The following is a 26,994-nucleotide window of genomic DNA, read 5'->3' as shown; positions in this document are numbered from 1 at the left end:
GCCATGACGAAGTTCAAGACCTGGGACGGACTGGAGCTCAACTATCGAGTGTGGGAGGGCGACGGTGTCCCCGTCGTGCTGCAGCACGGGGTCGTTGCCGACACCAACGCCAACTGGATGGGCACCGGCGTGGTCGGTGCCCTGCACGCTGCCGGGCACACCGTCGTCTCGCTGGACGCGCGCGGGCACGGCCGATCGGACAAACCGCACGACTCCGCGCGGTACTCGTGGTCGGCGATGGCGAAGGATGTCAGCGCACTGTACGACGAACTCGGATTCGATCGCGTTGTGCAGGTCGGCTATTCGATGGGCGGCGTCATCTCGCTGCTGGTCGCGGCCGCCGACGAGCGGGTGACAAAGCTGGCGGTCGGCGGCATCGGCTCGGGCGTCCTCGACTGCGGCGGCGTCGACCGCCGCGTCATCGATATCGACGACCTGCGCACCGCCATGCGTGGCGACGGTGCGGGCGCGTCACCGACCGCCATGATGTTCCGGATCCTCGCCGACGTGGTTGGCGCCGACCGCGCGGCCATCGAGGCGGTCGCGGCCGGGCTCGATTACGAGCCGATCAAGACACTGGCGGAGGTCACAGTGCCGACCCTGGTCCTGGCAGGCACGAACGACCCCTTCGCCGCCGAGCCCGAACGTCTCGCCGCCGCGCTGCCCGATGGCACCCTGATCGTGGTCCCCGGTGACCACCTGATGGCCGTGGTCGCTCCCGCATTCCATGCGGCGCTGGTGGATTTCGCGAAGAGTTAGAAGACCATGCGCATCACGAAGTCCTGATGCAGCTGGTTGCCGACGTGGAAGGTCTTGGTGCCGACCCTGGTGAACCCGTGCTTGGTGTAGAACCGCTGGGCGCGGGTGTTTTCCTGGTTGACGCCGAGCCAGATGCCCGCGGCGGACTCCTCGTGTGCGCGTTGCAGTGCGGCGCGCATCAGAGCCTTCGACACCCCGCTGCCGTGATGGCCCGGCAGCACATACATCTTGCTGATCTCGACGACAGGACGCAGGTCCACCGCCTCGGCCACCTCGGGATCGGCCGGCTCCCCGGTATGCAGCATCGCGTAGCCGACGATGGCACCGTCCGCGACCGCCTTGAGCACGGTCTTGGTTGGATCGGTCAGGTATTCGCCGAAGCGTTCTCCGGAGAGCACGTCGCCGATGAAGCTCTCGATATCGTCGGCGGTGGCGTCGGGCGGGCAGGCGAGTGGAAAGGTCGCGGCCGCAACGTCACTGAGGGCCTCGGCGTCCCACAGTCCGGCCCGGTCGACGGTGACTGGGATGTTGCTCATCGGTCCAGTACAACATGATCATCGCCCGACGCGAGAAACTTGTCCGCTTCGGAACGTGAATGGAATACCCGTGCGAGCCCGATCAGGACCGCCGCGAAAACGAGTGGAATCGCGAATCCGATCCGGTGCCCGAACCCTGCGGCGACCGCGCCGACCACACCGCCACCCACCAGTGTGCCCGCGTAATTGAACAGATTCAGCCGTGCCATCAGTGCGTCCAATGCGGGTCCGCGGGTCAATTGTCCCGCCTCGCTGAAACACAACGGCGCGATCACCGGCATTCCGATTCCCGCGACGAGGAAGCCGACGATGGCGACCACCGGCCCCGGTGCGGCCACCACCACCGCGAGGCCGACCAACCCGATCGCGGCGGCGACCCGAACGACACGGCGTGGCCCGAAGCGCCGGACCCAGATGTCACCGGTGAGCCGGGCGATGAGCGAGGTGCCCTGATAGGCGGCGAGCGCCAACGCCGCGGTCGCCGAGCTGGCCAACAGGTCATCGGTCAGATAGAGCGCGGACCAGTTGCCGACCGCGAGGTCGATCGCGAACACCAGCGCCATCGCGATGCCGAACGCGAGGTACGCCGACAGCGCGACGGTGCCCGACGGTCCCGTTGCTCCGGATTCGCTCTCGCCGGCACCCACTTCCGCGGGACCGGTTTCGGCCTCGACCGCACCGAGCAACCGTGGCCCGAGCACCGACCCGACGACGAGCACGACACCTGCCGCCGTCAGCACCGATTCACGCAGCGTGACATCGAGTGCCTCGCAGCCGGAGACGAATAGCGCACCGGTGATCGATCCCGCGCTCCACGCCGCGTAGAACGACGAAAGGATGAAGGTGCCGTACCCGTGCTGGATGAAGACCGCCTGCATATTGGTGCTCGCATCGACGATGCCGACCGCGATGCCGTAGAGGCCGAGCGTCACAAGCAGCATCACCTTGTTCGGCGCCATCGCGATCGCGCAGCCGGTGATCGAGATCCCGAGCAGACCGATACGTAGGGTGCTGCGGCTGGACCAGCGGAGCGCGAGCTGCTCGGCCGCAACGCTGCCGCCGCCCGCGAGCAGCGACACCAACACCACCGAGCCGACGATCAGCCCGTCGGACAGGTCGAACCGCTCCTTCTGCTGGGGCAATTGGGTCAGCACCACGGCGAAGAAGAAACCCTGCAGGCCGAACGCGAACGAGTTCGCGATGCGGGCGCCGCGCAGCACAGGCGCAATCGAACTCACTCCCGGAGGGTAACGACACCCACGGTGTCATGCTCGCCGAACGGTCGAGGCGTGGGGTGCGTAAGTCCCGATTGCCGGGACGAATTCGGCAGAGCATGCCAGTATCGAAGGGGCGCAAGTTAACTCGCGAGCGGGGAGGCCCATCGAAATGAGACAGCTGCCGCCGGATTTCTTTCGTGCGCCGTATGCCTTCTATGCGCGATTGCGCGCCGAAGGTCCGGTGCACGAGATCCAACTCAGAACGGGCGTTCGGGCCTGGCTGGTGGTGGACTACGGCCTCGCCCGTGAGGTGCTGCGCAATCCCGCCATTCGCAAGGACCCACATTCGACCACCGCCGCGGACGCCCGCCGCGCTTCGTCGGGGGACAGCGGCATCAACACCTCCAATGAGCGCCTGAGCTACCACCTGTTGAACGCCGACCCGCCACAGCACTCGCGGCTGCGCCGTCTGGTCACTCCCGCCTTCGCCCCGGCCCGAATCGACGCGCTCGCACCGCGGGTGCAGGCCATCGCCGACGGACTCCTGGACGCGATCGACCGCTGCTCGGACTCGACCGGACCGCTGGATCTGATGTCGGAGTACGCGTTTCCGCTGCCGATCACGGTGATCTGCGAGCTGCTCGGCGTGCCGATCGAGGACCGCGACCGATTTCGCGCATGGTCGGCCGCGGTAGTCGATACGACGAGGGCAAGCTCCGAGCAAATGCGACAGGCGACCGACGCAATCACCGAATACTTCGACGGGCTCGTTGCCAGGCGTCGCGCAGAGGGGCTCGGCGCCGACCTGGTCTCCGACCTGATCGCCGCCAACACCGACGGTGATCGCCTCAGCGGCGACGAGCTGATCTCGATGATCTTCCTGATTCTGGTCGCGGGTCACGAGACCACGGTGAACCTGATCGGCAATACCGTGTTCACCCTGCTCGGTGATCCGGCGCGCTACCGCGCGTTGCGCGGCAATCCGGACGGCGTGCCACCGCTGGTCGAGGAGATGCTGCGCTTCAACGGCCCAGTCAATGTGGCGACCCTGCGCTACACCACGACGCCGATCACCCTCGGCGGCCGCGAGATCCCCGCGGGCGAGCTGGTGCTCGTCGCACTCGGCTCCGCCAACCACGACGACCGGCACTTCCAGGACGCCGCGCGGTTCGACCCGCAGCGGGCGCCCAACGGTCATATCGCGTTCGGCCACGGCATCCACTTCTGCCTGGGTGCGGGCCTGGCCAGGTTGGAGGCGCGGATCGCGATCACCACGTTGGTCGAGCGCTATCCGGATCTGCGGCTCGCCGTCGACGACGCGGAGCTGCGCTGGCGGGAAAGCATTCTGATTCGCGGACTCCACGACCTACCTGTCGAGCTGGCGGGCGCGCCCGTGCTGCGATGACCGTGTCGTATCCACCGGGCACGGCGCTCCCGGAACGCGGCCGTGTACGCAACATCACTACAGTGCCACGCGGCAAGGCCAAGATGGTTGTTACCCCGCGTCCGGCCGGGCGAAACTAGTGCGGGCTTTGCCGCAGGGGCGTTGGCGACGTAATCTCCGTCCCATGACGAGCGGGAACCGCATCGCGATCGTAGGTGCGGGCATAGCAGGCCTCGCCTGCGCGAAGGTACTGCGACAGGAGGGTTTTCCGGTCGAGGTGTTCGACCGGACCCCGGACGTCGGGGGTGTGTGGAGCGCGACGCGCCGGTACCCGGGGCTACGCGCGCAGAACAGCAAACACACCTATCACTTCTCGGACTATCCGATGCCCTCGGACTATCCGCGCGTGCCCGACGGGCAGCAAATGCAGGCCTACCTCGACGGATACGTCCGCCACAACGGCCTAGGCGAGCATCTGCGGCTCAACACCGAGGTGGTGGCCGCCGACCCCGTCGACAGCGGTTGGTTGCTGGAGATTCGTGACAAGGACGGTATCCATCGCGCCTCCTGCGACCACCTGGTGATCGCCAACGGCGTATTCAGCGATCCCGTTGTGCCCGACTTCCACGGTGCCGACACCTTCCGGCGTGCGGGTGGGCAGATGGGGCCGGCCTCGAAATTCCACGATGTCGAGTCCGTGCGCGGTAAGTCGGTCGTTGTCGTCGGATACGGCAAGTCCGCCTGCGACATCGCCGAGGCGGTCAGCCACGTCGCGGCATCGACCGACGTGGTCGCGCGACGGCTGCTGTGGAAGATGCCGCGCAAGCTGGCTCGCGTCCTCGATTACGAGCGACTGATGCTGACCCGCTTGGGGGAGGCGCATTTCCGCTATCAGGAACTCGGCAGGTTCGAACGCTTTCTGCACGGCAGCGGCCACTCCTTCCGCGACACCAATTTCGACGTGATCCAGGAACTCGTCACCAAGCACATGAACCTGCGTGAGCTGGGTCTGGTGCCGGACGGCCGCTTCGAGGAGATCGCGGAAAGCACCGTCGGCATCACCACCGAAAACTTCTACGAGCAGGTGGCGGCGGGCCGCATCGCGGTCCATCGCGACACCACCATCAGCGAAATGCTCGGCGGCGAGCAGGGGCCGGGTGTGCAGCTGTCCTCCGGCGGGCGGATCCAGGCCGACATCGTCATCTGCGCCACCGGATACCGCCAGCGCGTCCCGTTCCTCACCCCCTACATCCAGCGTCAGCTCACCGACGATGACGGCAATTTCCGTCTGCACCGCCAGATCCTGCCCGTAGGCGTCCCGAACCTGACCTTCGCCGGCTACAACTCGTCGGTGATCAGCGCGCTCAACGCCGAGGTCGCCGCGCACTGGACCGCCGCGCTGCTGCGCGGTCGGATCGCACTGCCCGCTGCCGAGGAAATGACGACTCAGGTCGACGAGCGGCTGCGCTGGATGGCCGAGCGCACCAACGGTCACCATGCCCACGGCACCGCCATCACGCCGTTCTCCATCCACAACATCGACGAGATGCTCGCCGACCTGAAATACCGGCTGTCGCTGCGGACGCGCGCCGCCCAATGGTTCCGAACCGTCAGGCCGTCGTCCTACCGTGGCCTCGGCCAGCGCCGCGCGCAGACCAATGAACCGTCGCCGGGAATTCAGGTCCCGGCCGGAACCCAGGCCGCGCAGGGAAACTAGCCGCAGGCCGGGATGTGGGCGGCGAGATCGAGCACAGAAATGAATGGTGCTCGTTTGTTGCTGAGGTAGGTCGAGAGTGCTTGTGACCCACTGCGGGATCGCGGTGCCGCCGAGATTCGCCGCATCCCGCGCCTGGTTTCCAGGTCGATCGGCACGAGCCCACCAGGTCCGGCGGGGCCCCTCGACGCTGATGTAGGACGCGACACGGATTGCCGCCGGTGCAATGTTGGTAACTTATCTTTCTGTTGGCGATAATCCATGGGTGGACGCCTTGGACATGAACCTCCTGGTTGCTCTGGATGCGCTACTGGACACCCACAGCGTCACCCGGGCGGCCGAGCGGCTGCATACCTCGGCTCCGGCGATGAGCCGAACGCTGGCCAAGCTGCGTCGCGTTCTCGGCGATCCACTGCTGGTGCGCGCCGGTCGCCATCTGGTGCCGACACCTCGCGCGCTGGAGTTGCGCTACGAGGTGAGCGTGTTGGTCGAGCAGGGGCGCGCGCTGCTCACTCCGCGCGGTGGTCTCGACCCTGCCGGGCTCAAACGCGGCTTCGCCGTGCAGGCGGGCGACACGGTACTAACCGAACTGGCCGCCCCGCTGCTGACCGCGATCCGCACCCGAGCCCCTGGCGTCACAGTGCATTTCCTGCCCGACACCTTGGAAGGTACCGCAGCGTTACGTGACGGCAGGGTCGACATCGAGGTCGGTGTCATCGACCACACCGATCCGGAAACGACGGTGCAGCGCGTGCTCGGCGACCGCGTGGTCGGTGTCGCCGCCCCCGACCACCCACTGGTCACCGACCGCGTCACGGTGGCGGCCTTCGCCTCGGCCGCCCATCTGTCCATTTCCCGCCTCGGTCGCGCCCGAGGGCCCATCGATGACCGACTGGCATTGCACGGCCGCACCCGCCGTGTGGTGGCCACCGTCCCGAATCTCACCACTGCGCTGCTCGCCGTCCGCGCGGGTGACCTGATCTGCCCGGCCCCCGCCGCCCTCAGCGCAAGCACCCTTGCGGCGCTCGGCTTGTGCGCCTTCAAGATTCCGTTGCCGCTACCGGAGGTGATCATCGGCATGGCGTGGCATCCACGCAACACCGCCGACAGCGGGCACCGATGGTTGCGTGAGCTGATCCGCACGGTCCTGAACAGTGCGGTCGACGGGGCCGACCCCGACCCCGACCCCGACCCCGGCCACTGACGCCGAGTCCCGAGCGATGCGGTGTCGCAGCTGATCCGCTAGCCCTCGGTTCGTACCGCGAAATGCGGGTCGATACCAGGCATTTCATTCGGTGCGGAGGTCTCGGGGCGAGCGCCGAAGGGGCCGTTGCGCTTGAGTTCGTCGAGCATCGCTTGCAGCTTGTCCACATGCGAGGTGTCTTCGGTGGGCGGCGCGGCCGCGCGGTGGGCGCCCTGCGGTATGGCGACGGGTTCCGTGCGGTTGCTGCGGGGTGTGGTCATTCCGGTATCGGGGCGGGGCTGGGTCGTTTCGGACCTGCCGTTGCTCGATGCGCCGTTGCTGTAATCGACCCGGTCATTACGGGGCGCCTGTGCGGGGGGCTCGAGGCGGCCGTTGCCCGTGGCGGGGGCATATTCGGGCCAGTCGTTGGGTGCGGTCTGCGCGGGCGGCGCGAGGCGTTCGATGCTCCTGGACGCGGCGGGCGCCGGCCGTTCGGCGTGCGTGCTCGGCGCGGCCTCCATCCATTCGCCGCGAGCGCTCGGGGTCAGGGGCTCGAGGCGTTCGTTGCCGAAGGTCGGTGCCGTCTGTTCGACACGGGAATTGCGGGTGCCGAGTGGCTCGCTGTGCGTCGCGGGACCGAAGGGTTCGTTGGGTGACGGGGCCGTGGTGGATTCGGACCGCGGCGTTCGCGGCGTGATCGTGGCGGACTCGAGCTGCTGGTTCTGCGTTGTGGGAGCCGGGGGTTCGAGCCGTTCGTTACGGAAGGCGGGCGCGGGTTCGATCCGGGTATCGGGCGTAACGGCCAGGGCGGGGTCCCGGCGTGCGGCTGCTATCTGGGCTTCGAACGGCGCTGTCGGTGTCCGTTGGGACTGGTCGCTGACCGGCGGTATCGCGGTAGCTTGGCGGCGTTGCGCGCGCGAAGGTAGCTTCGGCGACTCCACGTGGCCCCCGTCGGCTCCTTCGGCAGGCGGCTCGACCTTGTTTAGACTCGGCTCGGCGCCGGATTCGACACGTTCCAACCGTGAGTCCAGCTTCGTCATATCGTCGCTGGCACGGAAAGCCCACGCCTCCAACTTCGCAAGGCGCTCGACCACGTCGCTGTCATCGCGATCCTCGTCCACGCGGGCAGCCACGGCATCCAGCTTGCTACTCACATCGCGCAGGGTCGTCGCGAGACTCGATAAGAGCGCGCCGATCGACTCGCCACCCGGCTCGCCGTGGTCCATTCGAATACCTTCTTCCCCGTATGTGCCCGAACTCCGCCCGTGGCCGGCCGATTCTATCCGTCGGTCGGTAGATACGCGGTTCGAGGCATCACCCCTCGCTGGGCCGCCACACTTTTCGTTCGGTTGGGAAACTACTCGCCGTCGCCTGCAATCGCCTCAGCGGTGATAGCCGATAGTAGATCGGGGTCGAGGCGGGCAACGATGTCGAGGGGGCTGTACCACTGGTTGCCGAGGCTCCAGATCTCGGCGAGCAAGCGGTTGATCCTGCGGCGCAATGCTTGTCCAGCTTCTGGATTATCGCCCAGGTATTCCTCCGCGAGCGCGTCCGCGACATGGATGAGTGCCTGAGCGGAAGTGAAGGCCGCGTGATCGGCTTGGGCAGCCAGCCGAGAGGTGATGAAAAACGACACCACTCGCACGTGTTCTGGTGGACGCAGCGCGAACCAGGACATGAGTGCGGTCTTGCCCGCCCACGGTCCTGCGCGCCACCACATGTACGGCTCGTCCCCGTCACAGAACGCGGCGAGCTGAGCCAACTCTTCGCCGCGCTGGAACAACCAATCCTGCGGCGCGATGTCACGGACCTGGGCGAAGTACGTGGTGGACTCGGTTCCCGGCATGGTCGGAATCGGCGTAGAACAGCAGCAGGTCGGTGGCGGCCTCTGCGGCGGCGGTCAGCGCCGAGGAGAAGCTGCCACCGTGCGGAGGATCGAGCACCCGTGGTGACGTGTGCCAAACCCGTAGTCGTGCGGAGGAAGTCGGCGAACTGGTGCAGGCTTCGCCCGATCCAGGGGAACGAGGCGAAAAGTCTGGCATGCGGATGCGTTGCGGCGCATGGAGTTGACGGCCCGCGGTCCGCCAGAAGACTGCGGCCCGGTGCGAAGTCGGCTCGTGTCGGAGGTTGCCTCCGGCCGCGTCGCGGAATGGCGGTAAGTGTCAATCCATCGGAATTTCTGTGGCGATCGTCTCGTATGTCGCTGCGAAATCCCTTGTGACGCACCACACATTGCCTGGTAAGCGCTGGTTCTCTCGTTGTGGCACACCCGAGCGCGGGGTAAAGGGGACTGGCGGGCGCTGGAAGTCTGGCGCACTCTTGAGCTATGACTGGTGATCGAGGTCGCCAGAACTGCGGTGGTTTGGGCAGGGGAGTGGTCGCGTGAGGACGAAGCAGCGAGTCGACACTGCTTGCGGGCGTCGGGCGATGCTCGCGGAGTTGGGTATATCGGACGGTCGCGCGTCCGAAGGTGGCGCGTCCGAGGGCCGTGTTCGCGGTCCGGTGCGTGACGAGTCCGGATACGCCTGTCGGTGCCAGGAATGTGCCGACGCGCAATGGAATATCCGGCGATTGAAGTACTGGCTCGCCGCCAGATTGCTCGCCTACGGCGCCGACGAGGCCGAGGTCGATCGGCGCGTCGGTGACGTACCCGTGGATGTCTACTGGCGGATCGGCGATCGCGAGTTCGCCATCGAGGTGCGCAGCGGGGCACTGGATCGGGATTCGGCACAACAACATACGGCTCGACTGCGCGCGGCCGGGTGTGCGGGCGTGTTGTGGCTGTGCACGCCGGGCTATTGGGTGGCGTACCTGCCCGCGATCGGTGTCTCGGACTTCGCGCCGCCCGCCTGCGACTATCTGATCGACCTCGGCATGCTGGACGCCCGGCACAGCGCGGTGGTCGTTCCACAGCGCGATCCGTACGAACTGCGCGACTTTCTTCGAGGCTGGGTTACCGGTGACATCGTCTGGGGCTACCGCGACGTCACGACAGGAGGGTGGGCAACCGTGAGCGACTGGGAACACCACACCAGAACACAGGCAACCGTGATCGCCCGCCAACACCAGGAACTGGTCAATCAGCGCACCACGCTGGCTCTGTCCCGGAAATTGGTGCGGGACAAGCAGAAGCAGATCATGAAACTCACCGCCCGCCTGGAGCGCTCCGAGGAATCCACCCAGGACCACGCCGACTCGTTGGCCCAAGCGCATCGCAGACTCGCCGACCACAATCGAGTCGACACCAGCCTGCGCGCCACGATCGTGAACCTCCAGCAGACCATCAGTCACTGGCAGCTGGTCACCTGCTGCGCGATGATGCTGATCGTCACCTTCTTGGCGGGCGCGATGGTGGTGCGCTGAGGCGCCGAGATCAACGAATGCAGCCTCAATGCCCGGCGGTCAACCGGAACGGTGCTCGGTCCCAACGCCATTCGTTGCGCAGGACCAGTGTGACGAGGTCGAGTAGCTCGAGCCCTGTCTCTGTCCGCAGTTGCTGTATGGCGGGCCAGTGCACCGGCCCGCTCTCGACCAACTCGCGCAGCCGACTCTCGGACTCCGTATCGACCTGCCGTCCGAGCAGTTCCGGCACCCCCAGGCGGCTGCCTGTCCAGACGAGCCAGCCCCATCCGTTGGCGTGCGCATACGCGCGCCCCGCCGCCGACTTCGCCCGATTGATCTGAAAGCCGACCTGTCCCAGCGGTTCGACGTCGATCAACACGACCCGCTTGTCGGCCAACTCGGCGACGATGCTCGGGTAGTAGACCCGATCCGCGCCGTCCACCTGGTAGTCGACGGCGCTCGGTTGCTCCTGGAACGTGTCGACCAGATCGCTCGCGTTGAGCATCCGCAGCAGCCGCGCCTCCAGGCCGGAGTCGAACCGAACATCGCGCCCGACCTTGCCGAGATAGAACCTGCCCCGCCCATCATCGTCACCGTCCACGACCCGGGCCGACTCGCGCGGCAGGGCAGCGGCGGCTCCCGAACCGGGCCAATCGACCTGCCCAAGCCACGAGTTCACTTCGCTGGTCGCCGAGGGCTCCGCATTGCGCAACTTCGTGAGCCGCCGATTGGTCTTCTTCTGCCACGCCATGATCCGCTGCATCACGAACCCCGCGATACGCCGCGCGTCTTCCCCCGGATGCCCCGCGAGTCGTAACTTCAGATACGACAACTCATTGGCGGCCAGATCGGTATCCGTCGCATACGTCTCCACCAGCAATGCCCGCACCAACTGCGGATCGCGCGTCCCCACCGGATACCGCGCCCCGAACACCCGTGCGGCCCGATGCCCACTCAGCTGCGCTTCCCGAATGATCTGCCCGACCGCTCGGGTATGCAACTGCCGAATCCGATCCCGCGACAAGTCATACCGCGCCCCGATGCGCGCCAACGTCTCGGGCGCCGCCCCGCTCACTCCCAACCGGAACCCGACGATCTCCGCATCCCGCCGCCGCCGATCCCCATGCTCCTCGACCAACTCGCCCAGCAACTCGTTGATCTCTTCCAGCCCGAACGACACATCCCCCTCGATGTCGTCGACCAGCTCGAACTCCGCGTCATCCTGGCCGCCATCGGCCGCACCGTCCCGACCCATCGTCAACGCGGCAACCCCCTACCTCGACTCCACAACTCGATGTGGCAAAGCCTAACGCCGCACACCGACATCCCCGCTGCACCGATCGCGCGACTGTCTTCAGCTCGGCCGGTAACCGGATGTGTTCACCCCGCCACCGTCGGCGGTAGCCGTCTGATGAGCGCCGACGTTCCAGCCCGCAGCGGCGGACCCGGTGAACCAGCCAATAGCCGGATCCAAGAATGGGGACCGCTTGCGGCCCTGCTGGTTTCGCGCGGCGGCTCGCCAGGTAGCACGTCACGTACCGCTAATTCGGATCAGCATGAGTAAATGCCGATCGGCTGGAATAGCGCCGTCGAAGGTCGGGGTTGTAGCCAGCATGCCGACCGGAGTGGTGCTCGCACCGAACCCAGCAGCCGTCAACGTCGTCGACGATGTCATCGGCCGAGCACAACAGGCTTACGCGGCCGGTGTTCGGCAGATCTGGCTGGCCCAGCAGTTCGACTTCGACGCCATCGCGCTCGCCGGTCTGGTCGGGGCCGCGGTTCCCGGCCTGGGCGTCGGGACGTCGATCGTCCCGATCAATCCTCGCCATCCGTTGATCGTCGCCTCCCAGGCACAGACCGCGCAGGCGGCCTCGCACGGGAACTTCAGCCTGGGTATCGGCCTCGGCGCGCACGTATTGGAGCGGCGCGCCTTCGGTATCTCGTCGGCGAACACCGTGCAGCGGCTGCGCGAGCACCTCACTGTCCTGCGGTCCATCTTCGACGACGGAGCCGTGGACTTCCACGGCCAGGTGATCACCGCGAGCCCGCAGTCGCCGGTCACGCTCGCAGGCAGCACCGCGATTCCGGTGTACGTCGCGGCCATGGGTCCACGCGCACTGCAAGTCACCGGCGAACTGGCCGACGGCACACTGCCCTTCCTGGCCGGACCTCGCACCATCGAGGAATTCATCGCCCCCACCATCATCAAGGCGGCCGAGGCGGCGGGCCGACCGAAGCCACGCATCATCGCGATCGTGCCGGTACGGGTGACCGAAGATGAGGCCGCAGGCCGCGCCGCCCTGTCGGAGCAGTTGGGCTTCTACGACACGATCCCCTCATATCAGCAGGTGATCGCGCGCGAGGGCGTGTCGAGAGCAGCCGACCTCGGCGTTGTCGGTGCCGCCGACGCAGTGGCCCGGCAGCTCTCGAAATACCGCGACGCAGGTGCCACCGACGTGGTGCTGTCTCCTGCGCGGCACGACGATCCGGCCGCATTGCGCGAGTTGTGGAGTGTCGCGGCCGCGCTTTAACCCTGCCGCCGCGGACCGCGTCGCTGGGGCTACACGGCTGCGCCGGGGCCCGGTAGTAGATCGACGTCGGTCGCGTGCATAGGTTTGCCGCAGTGGTCACAGCGCAGGTCCACATCGCTGATCTCGCCGCAGGCATGATGGCGGTAGAGCACGGGTGGGCCTGTCTCGCCCGCGCGCCACTTGTCGCCCCAGCCTTTCATGACCATGAGCAGGTCGACCAGCTCAGCGCCCTTTTCCGTCAGGATGTATTCGTAGCGCGGCCGTCGGTCATAGGCCTTTCGCTCGAGTACGCCGTGCCCGACGAGGTGGTTCAACCGCTCGGTCAGCACCTTGCGCGAGATATCGAGGTCGGCCTGGATCTGCTCGAACCGGGTGAACCCGGCCCACACATCACGCAGGATCAACGGTGACCACGGCTCGCCGATCACATCAAGGGTGCGCGCGATCGAGCAGGCCATCGCACCGAAGTCCGTACGTTGCATGCCCGAAGCCTAGCAATCGGGGTTCCCTTAGGAAACTTGACCTTTCGCGGTCCCCACCCGCGAGCTGATCGGCGGCACCACCAGTTCACGACACGAGAAAGGCCCTTCCAGGCGAGGCTCGAGGGTCGGTGGTGAACAACCGTTCGTGCGATGCTGCCGGTGTGGAGATCATCTCGGACTCGGTAACCCACCGTCACGCCAATGGTCGTGTCCATGCGCTGTGCTTGGCGGCGGATCGTATCCGTGACGAGTGTTCGTGTCCTGGTCATGGGCCGGGCCCGCTGCCCGGGCGCCCCCAAATGACTGCACCCGAGTCACGATATCTTGTGGTGCAGTTCAGCTCTCGGGAGACCGCTCGGCCGTTTCGCGAGTCGAGGTGTGGGCGTTCCAGCTGGCGAGTAGTCGGATCGCATCGTGTTCCGGTGAGCCCGGCGGCCTCGGTGTAGGCCAGTCATGAACGGTCATCGAGCGCGGGGTGTCGGTAGGTGTGGCCGACGCGGCCGGTGCCGGGGCCGGTTCGCTTGGAGGCCAGGGGCTTTCGTGGTGCCGCGGCCGTGTGCCCACCGGCCGCCGCCGATTGGGACCCGGCCGAGTTTCTCGATGTCGACGTGGATCAGCCTGCCGGGTTCGGTGTGCTCGTAGCCGTACCCGTGTCCCGCCCTCTCGAGCGGGACCGGCGAGCGTCGTCCGTCGCCACCTTGATGATCGTTCTGCCGCGGGTGTGTCCGTCGGGGCTGAAGGCAGCGGGGGCGTCGGCCAAGGGGCGGACGATATTGACGAGGGGGATGAGCCGGCCTTCGTGGAGGCGGGTGGCCAATTCGGCCAGTTGCTCGCCGTTGGGTTCAACGACGAAGAAGATGGCTCGGCCGTCCTGGGGATGGATGGTGGGTGGGCCGGCGATGGTGACGAGGGTGCCGCCGGGGCGTAATAGCGTGGTGGAGCGGTCGCGGATGTCGCCGCCGATCACATCGAGTACTACGTCGACCTCGCCGACGTCCTCCAGGAGTTCGCCGTCCAGGTCGACGAACTCGTGGACGCCGAGATCGCGGGCCGCGTCCTGGTCGGAGGCTCGGCCGGTGCCGATGATGTGGGCTCCTACCTCCTGGGCCAGTTGTGCGGCGACAGAGCCGACGGCACCACCGACTCCGTGGATGAGGACGGTTTGGCCGGTTTTCAGGTGAGCGTGGTCGAACAGGGCCTGCCAAGCCGTCAGACCGGAGATCGGTAGAGCGGCTGCGGTGACGTGGTCGACGTCGGCGGGGAGCGGGGCCAGGTTGCGGGCTTCTACGGCGGTGTACTCGGCGAGCGAACCGTCGCGGGCCCAGTCGGTCGGTCCCAAGACGTGCTGCCCCACCGTGAGACCAGTGGTGCCGTAGCCGAGCTCGACGACTACACCCGATAGTTCGTGGCCGGGGACGCTTGGGGTGCGGTCGCGGCCGGCGCGGTCGGTCCAGGTCCCTGGCCAGTCCAGCTCGCCGCGGGTGAAGCCGGCGGCGTGGACTTGCACGATGACGTCGTTCTCCGCGGCATGAGGGTGGGGCAGATCGGTCAGGGTCAATCCGCCGAGGCCAGCTTCGCGGTCCCGGACTGTAATGGCTCGCATGAAGGTCCTTCCGGTAGTCGTTGTACTGGTTGGGCTTCGACGGTATGCGCTCGGGTCCGTCGTCGGTGGGCCACTTGGAGGTGTAGTCGATAGGCCGCCTTCAACAGTGGATGGCCCACGATCGTGGCGTCGGAATGGACCAGCGGCACAGGCCTTCCACGGCGTACTGTCGAATCATGGTCGCTTTGGACGACCTCGTGATTCCTGACACGGCCGCCTCATCGGCTGCCTTGCAGATCGCCTCCGCATACCATTCCGCCGCCTTGCTGAACCACTCGCGCCGCGTCTACGTCTGGGCGGCTGCCAATGGCAGGCAGCAGGGCGTCCGGTACGACGCTGAACTGCTGTTCGCGGCTGCCATGTTCCACGACATCAGCCTGGTGCCCGAGTTCGACAGCCACACCGTCTCCTTCGAAGAGGCCGGCGGCCATGTCGCCCGGGTGTTCGCCGCCGGCGCCGGTTGGCCGAGTGAGCGCCGCGAACGCCTCGGCGAAGTCATCGTCAAGCATATGTGGCCTGACGTGGACGTGGCCGATGATCCGGAAGCTCACTTGCTGTGGCGGGCGGCGGGATTGGACATCGTGGGGAAGAACATCGACGACTTCAGCCCCGCCTTCCGTGCCGAAGTACTCCAGCAGTTCCCCCGGCTCGGGCTCGCCGACGAGTTCCTTGCCTGCTTCCAGGCTCAGGCCGACCGGAAGACCGGCAGCTCCGCCGCACGCGCAATGCAGTCCGGCCTCGCCACCAGGATGGCCGCGAACCCCCTCGACGCCGGTTTTGAGCACGCGCCCGACGAAAACTAGGTTGAGACATCTGCCCCACGTCACCCGCCAATACTGCTTGGTTGCCCCACGAAAATCGGGCACTAGCCGGTACTTCTTCGGTGGGCGCGGCGGGGTTCGAACCCCCGACCGCTGATGTAAGCCGGATGTTGTGAGACCGCGAACAGGTGGTTGGGCACGCGTTGTGCACAAACAAAATCAGCCCCGGTGAAAACCGGGGCTGATTTGGTAAAACGGTGGTGCGCGATACTGGGATTGAACCAGTGACCTCTTCCGTGTCAGGGAAGCGCTCTCCCGCTGAGCTAATCGCGCGAGGTGGAGACGGGAATCGAACCCGTGTGCACGGCTTTGCAGGCCGTTGCCTCACCACTCGGCCACTCCACCGCGCAAAGGAGGACGGCATAAACAGAATTTAAGCCTGGCCTACCTCTCGAGCGGATGACGGGATTTGAACCCGCGACCCTCACCTTGGCAAGGTGATGCGCTACCACTGCGCTACATCCGCATTTACACCTCGGAGGCGTTCTCGCTGTCCTCCGTGCTGCGAGATGAAACATTAGACGACGTTCACGCAAAGGTACAAATCCGCTGGTAGGAGGGCGCGGATTCGAATCACAAGGGTGTTGTTCGGCGGGGCGTGCGGGCGTTGGGTAACGCTGCGCGGAGGCGAGCCTGTCGAGGAGGCGTGCCTGGGCGCCTGGCAGGGCGGAGTCGCCCCAGGACTTTCGGGTCGCTGGCGTGACCCGGTTGTGTTGCGCGCAGTGATGCGATCGCCGCATCGGATCCCGCGCGCCACGGCTCTCGATCGCAAGTGCGGCAGGGGATCCCGTGATATCGGGGTGGCGATTTGGTGGACCGCCGGTGGTGCGTGCTAATGTTCCTCCTCGTTCGGATGACGCATCGGCGCCACCCGAGCTACAAATTTCGGTCCCATAGCTCAGCGGGAGAGCGTCCGCCTCACACGCGGAAGGTCGCTGGTTCGAAACCAGCTGGGACCACCATTAGATAAGCCCCTGACCAGGTCACACGCCCTGGTCAGGGGTTCGGACCATCGGCGTCATGCTGCACGACTTGGTGGCTCGGCTGGATCGGTGCCAGCCTGGCAGGGCGCCAGTCTGCGCTATCGAATCACTTGCCGATCTCGGTTGGGATATGACGCCCGCGGCGCAGGCGCTTCCGGTGATCGACGCGGCGGTAGCGCGATTCAACGACGACCCCGAAACGCTGCGCCCCCTCGCCGTCGGCGACCGCCTGGGGCGGCGTCGATACGCTGGACCGCCTCCAGCAAGCGGTCAAGGGGATGATCAGCTTCCCGGCCGAACATGACGATCTCGGAGAGGTCGTAGCCGAGTCGTTTTGCCCGGCTGCGAATCTGGATTTCGTCCCATCGCTGGGAGACACCCGAGACGTCTTTGCGTAGGAATTCAATCGCGGTAGGCGTGGCCCTCATCAGAACGTCCCGACCTTGTTGGCGGCGCATCTCCGGCGTAACTACTCGCCTGGGTGCGACTGCTGCTGCCTCAGCACGCGATCGAGTTAGGCATCCGGAGACCGCGGCGGTGACTCCGGCTCGACGCGCCGTTCATCGAAGGCGGTGTGCGCGCAGTCCGGCCCTATCGGCGGGGTGTAGATGACCGCTGGACACTGGCGGCACGAGTGCGTCCGATGGCCTTGTGTGCCTGGCACGGCCATGCATGCCTGCCAGCCGACGAGAACGCGGTTCGGGCCGAGGTGGTGGCCGTTGGGGCAGAACACGGGCGAAGGTATTTCGCAGCGGCCGTCGGGTAGAGGGTAGGTACGGTCCCCGTCGCCGACCGCGCGCCCGTCGCCGAGGACGTAGCGTGGCCGCCAGCCGTTGCTGTTCGAACTCACATTCGAAGATTATGGCAGCCTCCTTCGCTTCATGTGTGGCGGCTAGTGTGACGACAGGTTTTAGTTGTCACATTCAGGCGGTGTCTGTCACCGGCCGATTCCATCCAGGTTCTTCGACCGATTGGTTGGGTGCCTGTGTTCGTGCATAGTCGCTGACTGCTGTGCGTAAGCCCGGAATTTTTAACGTGAATGCGACCCCTTGTGTGTAAGCGGCTGTCGGGTGCGAACGAGTAGGGCTGTACAACACGAGCCCGAGGGTGGGCGACTGTTTACCCTCGGGTACCTATTGTTGGGCCTTGTGGTGACGCAAGCTTGTCGTAGCGGTTGAAAAGGTTGCCGAAACCACTGGAGGTACAACATTATCCGCAACACCACAACCTTTTGCGCGGCTCTCGCCGCTCTCACGATCTCACTCACCGGCGCCGCCGGCCTGGTCTCTGCCCAGCCCCCCGTGCCCGGACCGGGCACCAGCCAGGACGATGCCCCGGCACAGTCCGGGGCCAAGGCCGACCGCAACACCGTCGCCGCTTTTCCCAATGACCGCACGAATGAAAAGATGTCGTTGGCACAATCGGCCGTGAACGAAAACGCCGAATATCAGAGTCGTTGTTCCAACCGTCCGCCCTGCCGTAGATTAGCGGCGACCTATAGCGATCGCATGTAGCGGCAAGCCGTATGGGCTTATCAGCGCGGCCCGCCAACTGCGGGTTGGCAGGTTGCTCTTGACAGATACAACCTGTATTTGGTGACAACCATTGCCTATAGCATCCACCGAATCCCGAGGCCCGCCGATCTCACCGGTGACAACTACGGCCTGTCGTCACAGCTAGCGGAATGCTGGACGACCGTCAATCGGCGGTCTGCGGCGGCGATATCGTCGAGCCACGCCAGCGCCTTACCCCAACCGCGCCCAGCCTGCCGCCCGAGCGTGTCGATGGCATCGGTGCTCAGCCTTGTCGACGGAGCGTTGAGCGATTGCGGAGCGCGGCCACGGCGCTGCCATTCCTCGGCGGCGCGCTCGGGGTAATCAACCTCGTTGTGTGCGTTGTCCGCTGCCCACCTAAACGCAGGGTATTGCACCGAAATGTAGTGCGAGCACGGGGAACGGAAGTTTCAAGTCCCCCTTCGCCCACAGATGTAGTACATGAAATCCGCAGGCCAGAGGGTATTTTTCCGGTCTGCGGCTTCTTTCGTCAACAAGATTTGTTGACTGGGATGTTGACGTGGACGTGTGTTGACGTGTTCCTGTGTTGACAGGAGTGCCAGCGTTCTCTCTGGAGTGTGGCTCCCCTTTCGGTTTGCGAGCGTGGTTTTCCCTATATGGCGGTGGTTTTGGTGGATCCGGCCGCCTACAGAATCACCGGCTTCGTACTGCTGACCCGTCACCGCAACCGTCAGCGCGAACTGATCGCCGCGGTGCGAATCCTCGCAGGCCGAATCGGTGACCGTCGCACCTCGGAAGCAGTGCCCCGACTGCTCTACGCCTGGCGCGAACTCACGATGGAATTTGGCTCGGCCTCGTCGCCTTCGCGGTCCCGACTAAACAGGCTGAATTGCATTGCCGCAACATTCGGCGGCCTGGCGCAACGTTACGACCGGCCACTTTCACTTAGCGCCATCAGTAGAGGGCCTCCTCCCATTCTCATTGCGACGCTTGCTTTCTCGTTGTGTGAGTGATGGCGGCACCTGCCGTTCGGAGGTCGCCGCGATCTAGCTGCACCCGGCGGTGGTTCGGGGCCTGATTGGATCTTCCCAGTGGTGACACTGTTATTCGGCCGTCGACAGCGGTTGATCTCTACCGTGGATACGCGTGCTCCAGAACGCCACGGTCTCGATGCTGATTCAACAACTGATAGACGACGATCCTCAATGTCGCGAGAATGCACGGGGGAGGCTGGTCGCAGCCGGAGGCGATGTAGTGGAGCGCTTGATTGCTGTGCTTGATTTCACTACGAACCCACTGCGCGCCGAGTACCGGCACAGGTTGCCTGGAGCGATCCGCTCGGTACTACATGACATTGCTGACAACGTCGTCGAACCACCGAGGTCGCCACCTGCGAGACGTGATCTGCGCGGCACCATCCGCAAGCGGAGCCTCCCTGCGACCGACGGACTCGACCCGGTGACGATTCCGTGCCTCACGCAACTGTCCCTGCTCGCGAACCCTGTCGAGTCGGTTCAGTACAACGCGCTGCGCGCGTTGACCGATTTGAACTCCGATGCGATTGCGGTGCTTCAGGAAGTTCGGCGGTCCCGATCGCCGTTACGCCGACAAGCGGTCGTCGCGCTGGCCGCGGTCGCTGGCTGGGAAGCGGTAGAGCCCGCCGATCAGGTGCTGATCGAGCGGCTGATCCGACTCACGACTCCGAGGCGACCACCGGAGCCCGTGTGCTGGGCCGATGCATGGTTTGCTGTGCGGAGTGGTGATCAAACCGCCATTTTGGCGACGCTCGGCATCGCCAATGCTATGCCGGTGGCCACCTGGCGAATCAACGAAGCCTTCGTGACCTTGGAGACCGAATGTGTGTACATCACACCGTGCCTGGACGGTTGGACGCTCGTATTCGGAGACCTGCCCACACCACCGGTGACAGCCGTCACCGCGCTGAGTCATCGCTTCGGCGCTGCACAATGGTATTACGTGTTCGAAGGAGTCAACGGCTGGGCGATTGCCGAGCACGGCCGGATCATCCGCTACTACGACAGCGAAGACGCCGACCGTCGGCTCGGCCCCCCGCATCCCGCAGAGCAAGGCTTCCGCCTACCGCACGACGACCTTTCGGCTGACAACGCATTCGTGAATCTCTCCACGATGCCCGGCGCGACCGAGGAGCGGGCGACACAGTTGGTCGGTGACCGCAGTGTTCCCGACCGATGCTGGGCCTATGACATCGCCCACCGGCTTTCCGTGGATCCCATCACGGTCGGTTCGCACACCCGAGTAGAGGGCCACGGACTGATCGCTGCCAATTGGAACGGTCAATTGCGCGGCATCCGTCCGATCTGACCTGCCCCCGCTGAGCAAGCCGCCGGACATCGACTTGCGCGGCGAAAGTCCGCGCCCACCGGACCAAACGAATAGTGCAGCATACGAATACGTACACTCCACCAGTTGCCAACAAGCATGGCCGCATCGAGACGCGGCAATGGTGGGCAGAGGGCGCCATCTCACCCCGGAGCTATCGCAGCGGGGTGGAGTGTGCATGCGCCGGAAGACCGGAGGTCTCCGCGACATGGCCATGCTGCCGATCTAGGTCGTCGGCGGCTTCTCGTCCAGGGCCGCGGCGAACCGGTCTGCCTCGAGCTTGTCCTGACCCGTCATGGTGAGCTGCGGGTCGTTCTTGGTGTCGAAGCGCACGATGCCGCTCTTGGGGTCGACCTGTACCTTGACGACCGCACCGGCGTCAGGCGGCCAGAAATCGGTGACCCAGCGGGGCTCGTCGATCTTCGCGCGCACGACGGTTCCGTCGGCCTTGCGCACGTCGGCAGCCCACTCACGGGTGGGCGTGAGGCCGTCGCCGGAGACGCGCTTGATGTGCACGAGGACGATCGTCGCCTCAGCCGATTCCCAGTTCTTCTTGCCGAACACGACCGCCCCTTATCCGCGAGTGGCGTGGGCCGCCCGAGGACCAGTATGTGCCACTGATTCATCCGGGGCAATCGCGGCGAACGGGGACCATCTTCCGTCGTCCTCTTGACGCGACCGGAACACGCCGCCGCCGGGGACTTCGGCTGTCTCGGTGGTGTTCTCGGCTCGTGAGCACCATCAGCCGCCGTCGACGTACAGGCTGGAACCGGTGACGAAGCTGCTCTGCTCGCAGGCGAGGAAACCACCGCGGCGGCGATCTCCTCCGGGCGCCCGAGCCGACCCAGCGGCACCTGTGTAGCCAGTCGCTGCTCGAGACCGGCGGCCTGCTCCGGGTCGGGAGCGAGCCCCGACAAGCCAGGGGTATCGGTGGGACCGGGCGTGATGGTGTTGACCCGGATGGTGCTGTGGTGATCAGTCCTGCGCAAGTGTTGCCTCGCGTTCGAGCGAGATGTCCCGCAGGAGCGCGGTGTCCTGGCTCGGGAACGTAATTACTGGTTGGTGACCCGACGGTTCAACGGTTGAGTAGGTAGTCGACGACGCCGCCCGGGTTCGACAAGGCAACGAGGTGACCGCCGGGGACGATGTCGGCTTCGAGTCCGAGCCGCTCGCGGGCGACCCGTTGCTGCAGAGCGACTGGGAAGAAGCGGTCATCAGCACCGGCCAGGACATGGATCGGCGCCTGCGGCCAAGCGCCGAAGGGACACGGTTCGGCGAAGACCCGATCGGACTCGGGGCGTTGATACGGCTCTCCCTCGAGCGCAATCTCCGGTCGGATGTCGTGGAGAAAGTATGTCTCCAGGTCGAATTCGCGGCTGTAGCCATTGGCGTCGGCGGCCGAGTTGCGTGCGTCGATCGATCCGACGTGGTCCCACCACTGTCCCGCCGTTTCACCGGACATGGGAATCATCGCGTTGACGAACACCAGTGCCGACGGGGTGATCTGTTCGCACACCGGGCCCGCAGTGAACGCACCGAGCGACTGGGCCACGATCACGTCGCCGTCTACCGCGTGCTCGAGCACGATATCGCGGTATTCCGCGAGCCCCGAGCCCTCGTCGTCACCAGGCAGATCGACCGGAATTGCGCGGTGGCCCGCGTCGGTAAGACCGGCCGCCACGCGGCTCCAATACCAACCGACCCCGCCAGCACCCGGGATCAAGACAAATCTGCGCGCCTTCACGTTCATACCGAAGTAGACGACGCACGGCCGCCGAACTCATCGCAACGCGATCGGGCATGACGGGAACCCCGCACCGGCGCGACTTCCTTTTGGGTGTCGTCATCGTCCTCGATTGGCGTGTCGGGACACACCGCCACGCCACCCCGTTACCGTGCGGGGGGCGACCACAAAGGACTGCCCGGCGGCCGGCGGGTAAGAGTTCCCTTGGCAGCCGGGTACTGGCGGGCGTAGCCCGATTGAGAGGATCTGGACCTTGAGCGATCTTTCTCGCCGTGACCTGCTCAGGACGTCGGCGGCCGCTGGCGTCGGAGCAGTCGTTGTCTCGGGCCTTATGGCCGCGGACACGCCGGCCGCGGGCCACCCGAGTGAAAGCCCGGGATGCCCGCCCGCGGCGCTGACCGGCCACATCGTCCGCCCTGGTGACGCGTCGTACGCGGATGCGCGACTCGGCTGGGACCAGCTCTTTTCTCACTATCCGCTGGTCATCGCCTTCGCGCAGGAAACCAAGGATGTGGTCAACGCCCTGACGTGGGCGCGCCAGCACGGTATCGCGCTGCGGGTGCGGAGCGGCCGCCACGCCCTCGAGGGCTGGTCGAACGTCGACAACGGCATCGTAATCGACGTCAGCCAGCTGAAGTCGGTACAGATCGACCCTGGCGCTCGCATCGCGACGGTCGGTGCGGGGCTGAACCAACTGGAAGCGGTGACGACGCTCGCGAAGCAGAACTTTGCGGTCACAACCGGGAGCGAGGGCAGCGTGAGCTTATGTGGTGCGACGCTCGGCGGTGGCCTCGGGCCCCTCAACCGCTGGCTCGGCATGGCCTGCGACAGCCTGATGGCGGCCGAGGTCGTCGTCCCGTCGGGTCACGACTGCGCCGAGGTGATCAACGCGGACTTGCAGCACCACTCGGACCTGCTCTGGGCGCTCCGTGGGGCGGGAAACGGCAACTTCGGGATCGTCACACAACTCACCTATAAGGTGTATCCGCTCGAGCACCTCGCCTATGTGCAGGCGACATGGGGTGGACTCGGGGACCTGTACGGGGTCTTCCAGGCGTGGCAGCGTACGGTACCGTCCGCTGACAGCCGTCTGGGATCCGAGCTCGAGATCCACAAGTCCCAGATCCTGCTGTCCGCGTGGCTTGTGGACGGGGCAGCGGCGCAGGCCACAGAGATGCTGGCTCCGATCCTGTCGGTCGGCAGGCCCGATGTCACGGTGCAGGTCGGTAACTGGGGCGATATCTTTGCGGGAGCCCAGGTCCCGCTCGCGCAGGAGCCCGCGAACTGGAAGTTCTTCTCGGAGTTCGTCAAAGAGCGGTTCCCGAAGAAGGCGATCGACATCATCGGCGACTTCATGCGAAACGCTCCCACAGAGGAGAGCAACTACTTCGTCGATGCCTTCGGTGGGGCGATCAAGCGGGAGCCCACCGGCGGCACGGCGTTCGCGCATCGCGACGCGCTTTTCTATGGTGAGATCGGCGCAGCCTGGGGGACTCGTTCGACACAACCAGGCGTCGGCGACCCACTGACCTCGCAGGCCCAGGCATGGACCGCTGAGTTCAGCCAGGCGCTGCGGCCCTACGCGGACGGCGCCTATGTCAACGTGCCGAACGTCGGAATGCAAGAGTGGCAGACCGCCTACTGGGGGAGCCGGCGGTTCGAGCGGTTGCGCAGGATCAAGGCGAAGTACGACCCCCACAACGTCTTCCAGTACGAGCAGAGCATCCCGCCCGCGTAACGTCGCCGTAATAAGGTCTCCACGAGGCGTTATCGGTTTTCTTCTGCGTTGCCCTCGCTACGGGTCGGGTCTAGCGTGGTAAGTGGCACCCGGCGCCATCTGTCGCGAGGCCTGATGCCGCCCAGGGAAAAATGTTCCCGAGCCTCCGCGGCGACCGCCCTGAGCTTCACCGCATCCAACCGGGTTGTACGCGGGCGGATTTGACGCACTTCTCCGCCGAACCGGCACCCGGAGGTCGATGTGCTCCCGACCCGACACAACACGGCAACCATCAAGGGTCAAGAGGTCTTCTACCGCGAGGCCGGCCCCAACGACGCACCGGTCGTGCTGCTGCTGCACGGATTCCCGAGCAGTTCGCACATGTTCCGCCATCTCATCCCCGCGCTCGCCGACGACTATCACGTGATCGCAACCGACCACATCGGATATGGCCACTCCGCCATGCCAAAGGTCGACGCTTTCGACTACACCTTCGACAACCTCGCCGGCGTCACCGCCGGACTGCTCGATCATCTGGGCGTCGATCGCTTCGCCATCTATGTGCACGACTACGGAGCACCGATCGGCTGGCGCCTGGCCCTCGACCCTTCCTTCGACGTCAGCGCGATCATCTCGCAAAGCGGCAACGCCTACATGGAAGGCTTCGTCAAGCCCTTCTGGGATGACCTGTTTGCGTATGCCGCCAATCCCGGCCGCGACACGGAACCGGGCGCGCGGGCCAAGTTCAGCCCCAGTACGACCCGTTGGCAGTACGAGAACGGTGCCACCGATGCCAGCCTGGTCAGCCCCGACACCTGGACCCTCGATCAGCTCCTGCTGGAACGGCCCGGCAACGACGAGATCCAGCTGGCGCTGTTCCGCGACTACCCAACGAACATCGACGGCTACCCGAAGCTGCAGGAGTACTTCCGCACCAGCCAGGTGCCCCTGCTCGCGGTTTGGGGCGAACGGGACGAGATCTTCGGGCCGGACGGCGCACGGGCATTCTCCCGTGACCTGACGGAGGCGGAAGTCCATCTGCTGCCTGCCGGGCACTTCGCCCTGGAGACGCACCTGGACGCCATCAGCGGGTACATCCACGGGTTCCTCGGACGCGTCCTCACATGAAGGTTGCGACACTCGCGCACCTGACCGTGTGCGCATGACGGCGAAGCGGGAACGGGTCACGGCACGGTCCAGGCAGCCGAGAAGCTGATGCAACGTGCTTCCCCGTCGGAGCGGGCATGGGAGGCGCCGAAGGAGAGGTGGCGTGGTGGCCACGTTGACCGCAGTGAATGTCGGGATGCCGAAAGACGTTCCCTGGCATGGCAAGACCGTGCACACCGGCGTCTACAAACAGACCGTGACCGGGCCGCGGATGGTGCGGCAGCTGAACATCGACGGAGACGGCCAGGGGGACCTGGGCGGGCACGGCGGTGAGCAGCGGGCCGTACTGGTCTATCAGCTCGACTCGTACCGTTTCTGGGCGAAGGAGCTGAGGCGCGACGACCTGGCCCCCGGCCAGTTCGGTGAGAACTTCACCGTCGACGGTCTGTCCGACGAGGAAGTGTGTATCGGGGACCGCTATCGCATCGGCGACGCGCTCTTCGAGGTCACCCAGCCCAGGGTGACCTGCTACCGGGTGGGGCTGCGGATGGGCGAGCCGCGGATGGCGGCACTGCTTGTGGCCCACCACCGCCCCGGCTTCTACCTTCGGGTGATCGAGGAGGGCGAGGTCGAGGCCGGGCAGGAGATCGTCAAGGTTTCCACTGGGCCAGAGGCGATGACCGTCGAGGAGATCGACCGGGTGCTCTACCTGCCCGGCCACACTCGCGAGCAGGTCGAGCGGGCCTTGCGGATCCCCGCGCTCAGTCCCGGCTGGCAGGGCTCCATGCGGACCCTCCTGGAGCAGTCCGGCGGCGAGGGCGGTGATTCCTCGGGCAGCGCGGGACTGAGCACCGCGGCCACCGCCGCGCCGCCCGGATGGGCGGGCTTCCGGCCGCTGACCGTCACAGGCATCCGGTCCGAAAGCCGCAGTGTGTTCTCTTTGCACTTGGCAGCCGCGGACGGCTCCGCGCTGCCGGCCGCGCTGCCGGGCCAGTTCCTCACCGTGAAGGTCCAGCCCGAGGGCGACGTGCCACCGCTGATCCGCAGCTACTCGCTGTCCGGTGAGCCGGGCACCGGCACATACCGGATCAGCGTGAAGGTCGAACCGCACGGTGCCGCCAGCAACGAGCTGCGCGCCCACTCCCGCGTCGGCGACCGGGTGCAGGCCGCCGCGCCCCGCGGCACCTTTTGTCTGGCACAGGGCGACGATCCGGTGCTACTGCTGTCGGCCGGGATCGGCGTCACTCCCGTGTTGGCCATGCTGCACACCCTCGCCCGCGAGCACTCCAGCCGCGAGGTGTGGTGGCTGCACGGCGCACGGGACGGCACCGAGCACCCCTTCGCCCAGGAGAGCCGCGAGCTGATCGCTACCCTCCGCAACACGCGGTCCACCATCTACTACAGCAGGCCGACCGCCACCGACCGCCTGGGCGTGGACTATGCGAGGGCGAGCCGTCTGTCGGCCGAGCGAATCCACGGGCTCGGCTTGCCGACCGACGCCGACGCCTACGTGTGCGGGCCCGCGGCCTTCATGGACAGCGTCACCGCCGCGCTCGTCGATACTGGGCTGGAGGCCTCCCGCGTCCACACCGAGATCTTCGGCGCCGGCGGCTCGCTCACCCCCGGGATCAAGGGCTTGTCGACGGCGGTCGCACCCCACCAGCCCGCGGGCTCACCCGGCACGGGACCTGAGGTCTCCTTCGCCCGCAGCGGCCTCAACGTCCCTTGGAACGACGCCCAGGAGTCCCTGCTCGAACTCGCCGAAGCCTGCGACGTCCCTGTCCAGTGGTCGTGCCGCACCGGCGTCTGCCACACCTGCGAACTCGCCCTCATTTCCGGTGCTGTCGCCTACGCGCCCGACCCCATCGAACCGCCCGCCGACGGCAACATCCTCATCTGCTGCTCCAAACCCACCGAAGGGGTCGTCCTGGACCTGTAACGCGACCGACACTCCCCGGTGCCGCCGTTAGTTGGTTACCCAACGTCACGCGAAATG

Annotated in this window: 22 protein-coding genes, 4 tRNA genes and 2 pseudogenes; 14 read left to right on the top strand and 14 right to left on the bottom strand. The window is 66.0% G+C overall.

The genetic code is table 11. The annotated features are described in order from the left end of the window. The first annotated feature begins 3 nt into the window (after window positions 1-3). Window positions 4-759 carry an alpha/beta fold hydrolase gene (locus ACLMAJ_RS27805; protein ID WP_412016796.1) on the top strand — a complete coding sequence of 252 codons (756 nt, stop codon included), beginning with the start codon at window positions 4-6 and terminating at the stop codon, window positions 757-759. On the opposite strand, the gene ACLMAJ_RS27800 is transcribed toward ACLMAJ_RS27805, so the two are convergent. Together ACLMAJ_RS27800 and ACLMAJ_RS27795 are read right to left on the bottom strand one after the other, a co-directional pair. Next, entirely contained in the window at window positions 756-1,295 is a 540-nt protein-coding gene (locus tag ACLMAJ_RS27800; RefSeq protein WP_412016795.1) for a GNAT family N-acetyltransferase, read from the bottom strand. The two genes, ACLMAJ_RS27805 and ACLMAJ_RS27800, sit on opposite strands and share 4 nt — an antisense overlap. Next, the gene (locus ACLMAJ_RS27795) at window positions 1,292-2,533 is read right to left on the bottom strand and encodes an MFS transporter (RefSeq protein ID WP_412016794.1); all 1,242 of its coding nucleotides are present in this window, start codon (window positions 2,531-2,533) and stop codon (window positions 1,292-1,294) included. Before ACLMAJ_RS27795 ends, ACLMAJ_RS27800 begins: the two co-directional genes overlap by 4 nt. 148 nt (window positions 2,534-2,681) lie before the next feature. On the opposite strand from ACLMAJ_RS27795, the gene ACLMAJ_RS27790 reads away from it, so the two are divergent. From ACLMAJ_RS27790 to ACLMAJ_RS27780, 3 genes are all read left to right on the top strand, one after another. Then, on the top strand, window positions 2,682-3,917 hold the full coding sequence (locus ACLMAJ_RS27790; RefSeq protein ID WP_412016793.1) for a cytochrome P450 family protein: 1,236 nt from the start codon (window positions 2,682-2,684) through the stop codon (window positions 3,915-3,917). A 163-nt stretch (window positions 3,918-4,080) separates the two neighbouring features. Beyond that, window positions 4,081-5,613 (top strand): flavin-containing monooxygenase, encoded by a 1,533-nt coding sequence (locus tag ACLMAJ_RS27785; protein WP_412016792.1) that lies wholly within the window; start codon window positions 4,081-4,083, stop codon window positions 5,611-5,613. 271 nt (window positions 5,614-5,884) lie between these two features. Beyond that, the gene (locus ACLMAJ_RS27780) at window positions 5,885-6,814 is read left to right on the top strand and encodes a LysR family transcriptional regulator (RefSeq protein ID WP_412016893.1); all 930 of its coding nucleotides are present in this window, start codon (window positions 5,885-5,887) and stop codon (window positions 6,812-6,814) included. A 38-nt stretch (window positions 6,815-6,852) separates the two neighbouring features. Here ACLMAJ_RS27780 and ACLMAJ_RS27775 read toward each other — a convergent pair whose 3' ends face one another. Both ACLMAJ_RS27775 and ACLMAJ_RS27770 read right to left on the bottom strand, forming a co-directional pair. Beyond that, window positions 6,853-8,019, bottom strand: coding sequence for a hypothetical protein (locus tag ACLMAJ_RS27775; RefSeq protein ID WP_412016791.1), 1,167 nt, complete (start codon window positions 8,017-8,019; stop codon window positions 6,853-6,855). A gap of 131 nt (window positions 8,020-8,150) precedes the next feature. Continuing rightward, complete coding sequence (locus tag ACLMAJ_RS27770; protein WP_412016790.1) at window positions 8,151-8,639, bottom strand: hypothetical protein; 489 nt, start codon at window positions 8,637-8,639, stop codon at window positions 8,151-8,153. Window positions 8,640-9,175: 536 nt separating this feature from the next. Between ACLMAJ_RS27770 and ACLMAJ_RS27765 the strand changes: the two genes are divergently transcribed. Then, window positions 9,176-10,156, top strand: a complete 981-nt coding sequence (locus ACLMAJ_RS27765; protein WP_412016789.1) for a hypothetical protein — start codon at window positions 9,176-9,178, stop codon at window positions 10,154-10,156. Between the two features lie 25 nt (window positions 10,157-10,181). On the opposite strand, the gene ACLMAJ_RS27760 is transcribed toward ACLMAJ_RS27765, so the two are convergent. Continuing rightward, entirely contained in the window at window positions 10,182-11,390 is a 1,209-nt protein-coding gene (locus ACLMAJ_RS27760) for a sigma factor-like helix-turn-helix DNA-binding protein (protein ID WP_412016892.1), read from the bottom strand. A gap of 358 nt (window positions 11,391-11,748) precedes the next feature. On the opposite strand from ACLMAJ_RS27760, the gene ACLMAJ_RS27755 reads away from it, so the two are divergent. Then, a complete protein-coding gene (locus ACLMAJ_RS27755) occupies window positions 11,749-12,666 on the top strand; it encodes a TIGR03564 family F420-dependent LLM class oxidoreductase (RefSeq protein WP_412016788.1) in 918 nt (305 codons plus the stop codon). A gap of 29 nt (window positions 12,667-12,695) precedes the next feature. Here the strand turns inward: ACLMAJ_RS27755 and ACLMAJ_RS27750 are convergent, their stop codons facing one another. The 3 genes and pseudogenes from ACLMAJ_RS27750 to ACLMAJ_RS27740 form a co-directional block, all read right to left on the bottom strand. After that, window positions 12,696-13,148: a winged helix-turn-helix transcriptional regulator gene (locus ACLMAJ_RS27750; RefSeq protein ID WP_412016787.1), complete on the bottom strand. Its 453-nt coding sequence runs from the start codon at window positions 13,146-13,148 to the stop codon at window positions 12,696-12,698. Between the two features lie 454 nt (window positions 13,149-13,602). Then, window positions 13,603-13,774 (bottom strand): annotated as a pseudogene (locus ACLMAJ_RS27745) (IS481 family transposase); the annotation flags it as partial. Beyond that, window positions 13,762-14,751: an NADP-dependent oxidoreductase gene (locus ACLMAJ_RS27740; protein WP_412016786.1), complete on the bottom strand. Its 990-nt coding sequence runs from the start codon at window positions 14,749-14,751 to the stop codon at window positions 13,762-13,764. The pseudogene ACLMAJ_RS27745 and the gene ACLMAJ_RS27740, both read right to left, overlap by 13 nt. A 176-nt stretch (window positions 14,752-14,927) precedes the next feature. On the opposite strand from ACLMAJ_RS27740, the gene ACLMAJ_RS27735 reads away from it, so the two are divergent. Continuing rightward, window positions 14,928-15,554, top strand: a complete 627-nt coding sequence (locus ACLMAJ_RS27735) for an HD domain-containing protein (protein ID WP_412016785.1) — start codon at window positions 14,928-14,930, stop codon at window positions 15,552-15,554. A 216-nt stretch (window positions 15,555-15,770) separates the two neighbouring features. Here the strand turns inward: ACLMAJ_RS27735 and ACLMAJ_RS27730 are convergent. From ACLMAJ_RS27730 to ACLMAJ_RS27720, 3 genes are all read right to left on the bottom strand, one after another. Next, window positions 15,771-15,845 (bottom strand) — tRNA-Val (locus ACLMAJ_RS27730). Window position 15,846: 1 nt separating this feature from the next. After that, window positions 15,847-15,917, bottom strand: a tRNA-Cys gene (locus tag ACLMAJ_RS27725). Between the two features lie 49 nt (window positions 15,918-15,966). Further along, window positions 15,967-16,038, bottom strand: a tRNA-Gly gene (locus ACLMAJ_RS27720). Between the two features lie 421 nt (window positions 16,039-16,459). Here ACLMAJ_RS27720 and ACLMAJ_RS27715 point away from each other — a divergent pair. The 4 genes from ACLMAJ_RS27715 to ACLMAJ_RS27700 all read left to right on the top strand — a co-directional run bounded on the left by ACLMAJ_RS27715 (window position 16,460) and on the right by ACLMAJ_RS27700 (window position 20,412). Then, window positions 16,460-16,534: transfer RNA gene (locus tag ACLMAJ_RS27715), tRNA-Val, on the top strand. Window positions 16,535-16,592: 58 nt separating this feature from the next. After that, on the top strand, window positions 16,593-16,859 hold the full coding sequence (locus tag ACLMAJ_RS27710) for a hypothetical protein (RefSeq protein ID WP_412016784.1): 267 nt from the start codon (window positions 16,593-16,595) through the stop codon (window positions 16,857-16,859). A gap of 1,866 nt (window positions 16,860-18,725) precedes the next feature. Then, a complete protein-coding gene (locus ACLMAJ_RS27705) occupies window positions 18,726-19,082 on the top strand; it encodes a hypothetical protein (RefSeq protein WP_412016783.1) in 357 nt (118 codons plus the stop codon). 445 nt (window positions 19,083-19,527) lie between these two features. Then, window positions 19,528-20,412, top strand: coding sequence for a hypothetical protein (locus ACLMAJ_RS27700; RefSeq protein ID WP_412016782.1), 885 nt, complete (start codon window positions 19,528-19,530; stop codon window positions 20,410-20,412). 243 nt (window positions 20,413-20,655) lie between these two features. Here the strand turns inward: ACLMAJ_RS27700 and ACLMAJ_RS27695 are convergent, their stop codons facing one another. The 3 genes and pseudogenes from ACLMAJ_RS27695 to ACLMAJ_RS27685 form a co-directional block, all read right to left on the bottom strand. After that, window positions 20,656-20,994, bottom strand: coding sequence for a hypothetical protein (locus ACLMAJ_RS27695; protein WP_412016781.1), 339 nt, complete (start codon window positions 20,992-20,994; stop codon window positions 20,656-20,658). 299 nt (window positions 20,995-21,293) lie between these two features. After that, window positions 21,294-21,347: pseudogene (locus tag ACLMAJ_RS27690) on the bottom strand (hypothetical protein); the annotation flags it as partial. Between the two features lie 158 nt (window positions 21,348-21,505). Continuing rightward, on the bottom strand, window positions 21,506-22,180 hold the full coding sequence (locus ACLMAJ_RS27685; protein WP_412016780.1) for an alpha/beta fold hydrolase: 675 nt from the start codon (window positions 22,178-22,180) through the stop codon (window positions 21,506-21,508). A gap of 247 nt (window positions 22,181-22,427) precedes the next feature. On the opposite strand from ACLMAJ_RS27685, the gene ACLMAJ_RS27680 reads away from it, so the two are divergent. The 3 genes from ACLMAJ_RS27680 to ACLMAJ_RS27670 all read left to right on the top strand — a co-directional run bounded on the left by ACLMAJ_RS27680 (window position 22,428) and on the right by ACLMAJ_RS27670 (window position 26,937). After that, window positions 22,428-23,912: an FAD-binding oxidoreductase gene (locus ACLMAJ_RS27680; protein ID WP_412016779.1), complete on the top strand. Its 1,485-nt coding sequence runs from the start codon at window positions 22,428-22,430 to the stop codon at window positions 23,910-23,912. Window positions 23,913-24,152: 240 nt separating this feature from the next. After that, on the top strand, window positions 24,153-25,019 hold the full coding sequence (locus ACLMAJ_RS27675; protein ID WP_412016778.1) for an alpha/beta fold hydrolase: 867 nt from the start codon (window positions 24,153-24,155) through the stop codon (window positions 25,017-25,019). Between the two features lie 145 nt (window positions 25,020-25,164). Continuing rightward, window positions 25,165-26,937, top strand: a complete 1,773-nt coding sequence (locus ACLMAJ_RS27670; protein WP_412016891.1) for an MOSC domain-containing protein — start codon at window positions 25,165-25,167, stop codon at window positions 26,935-26,937. Window positions 26,938-26,994: the final 57 nt, after the last annotated feature.

The organism is Nocardia arseniciresistens, from assembly GCF_046764875.1.
In the GTDB taxonomy this organism is placed as follows: Bacteria; Actinomycetota; Actinomycetes; order Mycobacteriales; family Mycobacteriaceae; genus Nocardia; species Nocardia arseniciresistens.
The sequence above is the reverse complement of the archived record's forward strand: the minus strand, read 5'-3'. Positions and strand labels throughout refer to the sequence as shown.